At 38.8% G+C, this 2669-nt stretch carries 4 protein-coding genes; all 4 read right to left on the bottom strand.

All coding sequences use genetic code 11. The features are described 5' to 3' along the window. Positions 1-172 precede the first annotated feature (172 nt). Genes KO464_10400 through KO464_10385 form a run of 4 tightly spaced genes read right to left on the bottom strand, consistent with a single transcriptional unit; the run spans position 173 to position 2505 of the window. Positions 173-634, bottom strand: a complete 462-nt coding sequence (locus KO464_10400) for a hypothetical protein (protein MCC7573769.1) — start codon at positions 632-634, stop codon at positions 173-175. A 1-nt stretch (position 635) separates the two neighbouring features. Continuing rightward, complete coding sequence (locus KO464_10395; protein MCC7573768.1) at positions 636-995, bottom strand: hypothetical protein; 360 nt, start codon at positions 993-995, stop codon at positions 636-638. Then, positions 983-1510 (bottom strand): hypothetical protein, encoded by a 528-nt coding sequence (locus KO464_10390; GenBank protein ID MCC7573767.1) that lies wholly within the window; start codon positions 1508-1510, stop codon positions 983-985. The genes KO464_10395 and KO464_10390 overlap by 13 nt, the downstream gene beginning before the upstream one ends. Further along, positions 1504-2505, bottom strand: coding sequence for a hypothetical protein (locus KO464_10385; GenBank protein MCC7573766.1), 1002 nt, complete (start codon positions 2503-2505; stop codon positions 1504-1506). The genes KO464_10390 and KO464_10385 overlap by 7 nt, the downstream gene beginning before the upstream one ends. Positions 2506-2669: the final 164 nt, after the last annotated feature.

Here is a 2669-nt window from a genome sequence, read left to right as displayed (position 1 = left end):
TTCCGTTCCATATTTTTTATATTGGCATTTGCCTGCTCCTGCAGCAAGAGCGGATAACCATACAGGGTTACAAGAGCAATCCCTGTCATCATGATCCCGAAAATAATAATGTAGCCGACCGTTTCAGAGACAGCAGATTCATTATTTACAGTTCCTTTATTCTTTACCATGATTATTCCGGCTCCTTTAATGGATAATGATATTCAATTGTATTGATTCCGCTTGCTGTGGTACCTCCGCCACTTCCTCCATATATTGTGGCCCCAATTCCTGAAAGAGATATATAATATTCCAAATTGTTTCCGGAAATTAAGATTCTTTTGTCATACTCTTTTCCTGGCGGACCATCCACGATATCCACCCTGTAATCCCGACCGACTACATCATCTGGTATATCAAAATCCGTCACAATAGTAGCGTTGTTGTAAATGGGAATGATGGCATAAAGGTCGATAATCCTTGTGCTAACCCCGTTTCCGATATCAGTATAGGCATGAGATGTCAGTTCATAGACCGGTCTTTCGATGAAGATTGTATTTACGACCGGTATGATGATGATTAAAAACATTAAGAGAATACCTGTAATGAAGATATATTCGATAAGGTTTGATACAGCATCATCTCTCTCTTTCATGTTAAAAGTCCCAATATAGGATCTCCTCGTCATAAATTGTCACACCATTGTTGAAATGAATATTCCATTTTATACCTGGAGTAATATCAATCACTTCTGTCTTTCTTTCCTGACCGATAATATTGAGGTCATTTAATATTTCATCTTGAGAAGAGGGAATACCACTATATCTTGTATAAATAGTCCGCACTTCTTGCCGGAGATCCTGAATCTCAGTCTTCGGAAACTCATTGACTGCTTCTGCAGTAGTCTGTCCTACAAGAACTGACTGGTTTATGAGAATCCCGAGGAAGAATATACCCACACTAATTATAAATGCAATAGTGATAATCCATTGTCCCTCATCGTTCAAGTGCGCCATAATATTACCTCCAGGAGCACAGTTTGATTTCTGGTGTCAGCTGGTAAACTTCCTATTCCTATTCTATTATCAATATTTACCCACCTTGTTACGACAACTGCATTCTCTCGATGATAATCAGATCCGCCAAATCTTATCGGGGGATACAATTCATTGGTTGAAGTTTTTCTTGCATATATTGTGGCATTGTAGTTCAAGTTGTCATTGTGTTCTATTACTTTTGCATTTACTAATTCTAAAAATCTGTCACCAAAATTTTCAATGCCATTCGTATTGTAATCTTCTATATAATTTTGAAGTTGGCTCTTGGGATACGGTTCTGATGACCATGTCTCGGCCGTATCCATGACAGCAAGAACATCATTTCCCAGCTGTTCCAGTTGCATATCATAGATGTGAGTTTCACCAGGTGTGAATATTGTCGTTGCAGATAGCATGAGATATGCTGATGTGAGGATGAGTACTGCTGCAGCTATACCCTCTATTGTATATAACTGACCTTCGTTATTCACCATACCCTTACCTCCATGACTGCCGGGACTAAAGTTGGCGGATTATAATCTATCGCCAAAGGTAGTGTTTCCAACCCTTGGTAGGGTGCAATTCCAGTTACATTTGCAGTTGTTTCATCAAATTGAAAACGAATTCTCCAGGAAGGCTCACTGATGGGAATGGGTATGTTGAAAAACTCTGGAGGAAATTCCATTGATAGATAAGACGGAACTATTTGGTTCAGATTGTCTCCACTGGAATTGAGATATCCGCTATTGTTGAAATAGACAGTTTTGTTGAAATTTTGCCAGCCATATACTGGGTAAAAGTATTGCATTCTCATAGATTTTAAATAAACATTGGGGGAACCATCAGCTTTTATTGCAGGAATATTGGTCAAATTCAAGCTTAATTTATCCAATTTATCAACCCAATATTGTGATCCTCTGGTATAATTTTTGAGTTGACTAAAGTTGATATAAACATCAAACTGGCCGCTTCCAGTGTCAAGTTCATAATATGACATGTCCACGTTAGAAGTGCTTGGATTCTTAACTTGTACAACTCGCCTAATATAACCGTACGGAGCATTTTCAGGATACGGATCTCCAATATGCTTAATAGGCCCGTCTGGGGTTGTTTTAAATGTAATGTTAAAATTATATGGGTAATCACCGAAAATAATGCGTTCTCGGTAATCCGAAAGGTCAGGATAGATTGTGCTGTCAAAAAAAGTCTCAATCTTTTGAGGGGAAATTATTTTTGGGGAGCTCTTGTATTCTGATAGACCAAATCGGAGGACCTGATCTTTATGAACGAGGCCAATAAACTCCCATTGGTTTAACTCCGATTGATTACTATTAATAAAGACTTTATAAGGATCTGCATTCGGCTCACCTGGATCTTCAACCAGAATGACTCCGGTTCTGTATGCTACTGCGTCATAGTCTATCTTCTTGCTCTGTAATCCGACAAGAACCCCTGAAAGCATCGTCGATGCAATGATTAATGTGAGCATGAAGATACTGAATCCGACCAGGAAATCGAGGGAAAGCTGCCCGGACTCATCATCTCTCTCCCCCAAGTCTCGTTTTTTTTCCGTATGGGATGATAAAATGTATTGAAATCCCATTAAAGAGAAATCAACCTCTTTTCATTTAAATACTTTGTACCTTCCTCCTG

The organism is Methanofastidiosum sp. (genome assembly GCA_020854815.1).
In the GTDB taxonomy this organism is placed as follows: Archaea; Methanobacteriota_B; Thermococci; order Methanofastidiosales; family Methanofastidiosaceae; genus Methanofastidiosum.
This window is presented reverse-complemented; position numbering and strand designations above follow the sequence as displayed.

Excerpts from the sequence above, each read along its gene's own strand:
- KO464_10390 (MCC7573767.1), bottom strand. The coding sequence starts at position 1,510 with ATGGTGAATAACGAAGGTCAGTTATATACAATAGAGGGTATAGCTGCA.
- KO464_10395 (MCC7573768.1), bottom strand. The coding sequence starts at position 995 with ATGGCGCACTTGAACGATGAGGGACAATGGATTATCACTATTGCATTT.
- KO464_10385 (MCC7573766.1), bottom strand. The coding sequence starts at position 2,505 with ATGCTCACATTAATCATTGCATCGACGATGCTTTCAGGGGTTCTTGTC.
- KO464_10400 (MCC7573769.1), bottom strand. The coding sequence starts at position 634 with ATGAAAGAGAGAGATGATGCTGTATCAAACCTTATCGAATATATCTTC.